Annotated in this window: 1 protein-coding gene; it reads left to right on the top strand. The window is 66.2% G+C overall.

Annotation, left to right across the window (positions count from 1 at the left end):
- The coding region (locus D0T11_RS22870; protein WP_182888575.1) for a hypothetical protein at positions 1 to 471 on the top strand (471 nt) is incomplete at both ends.

Below are 471 nucleotides of genomic sequence, written 5' to 3' on the forward strand. Positions count from 1 at the left end.
CGCCCACTCCGCCCACTCTCGCTCTCGGCCAGCATCAGCCAGGCCGGCGGAGCCAGCATCAGTTATAACTGGCCCACCACGTTGCCCAACGGCTGGACCTACCAAACCCCTGCCCCGCGTACCGGCCCCAGCGTAATCGTGGTCCCCAGCGGCAGTCCGGGCACCACTACCATCCCCGTATCGGCCACTTATAGTTGCAGCGGCATCAGCGGTACCACCGCCTCCGCCTCCGCTACCATTACCACAGGCAGCCAGGTAGCCACCCCCTATTTTGCCCAGGCCAGCGTAGCCCTGGGCGTCGTGCCTACCCTGATTTGTACCGACGAGGTAGTGACGGCCACCGTAACGGCGACGGTGGCGGGCGCGGGCACCTCCATTTACTGGACCGGCAGCAGCGGCGTATCCGTGTCGCCCAACCCCTCGGCTTCGGGCCAGCAGGTCAGCATCACGGCTACCCACAACGGCTTGCTC

Source organism: Hymenobacter rubripertinctus, from assembly GCF_003583925.1.
Classification (GTDB): domain Bacteria; phylum Bacteroidota; class Bacteroidia; order Cytophagales; family Hymenobacteraceae; genus Hymenobacter; species Hymenobacter rubripertinctus.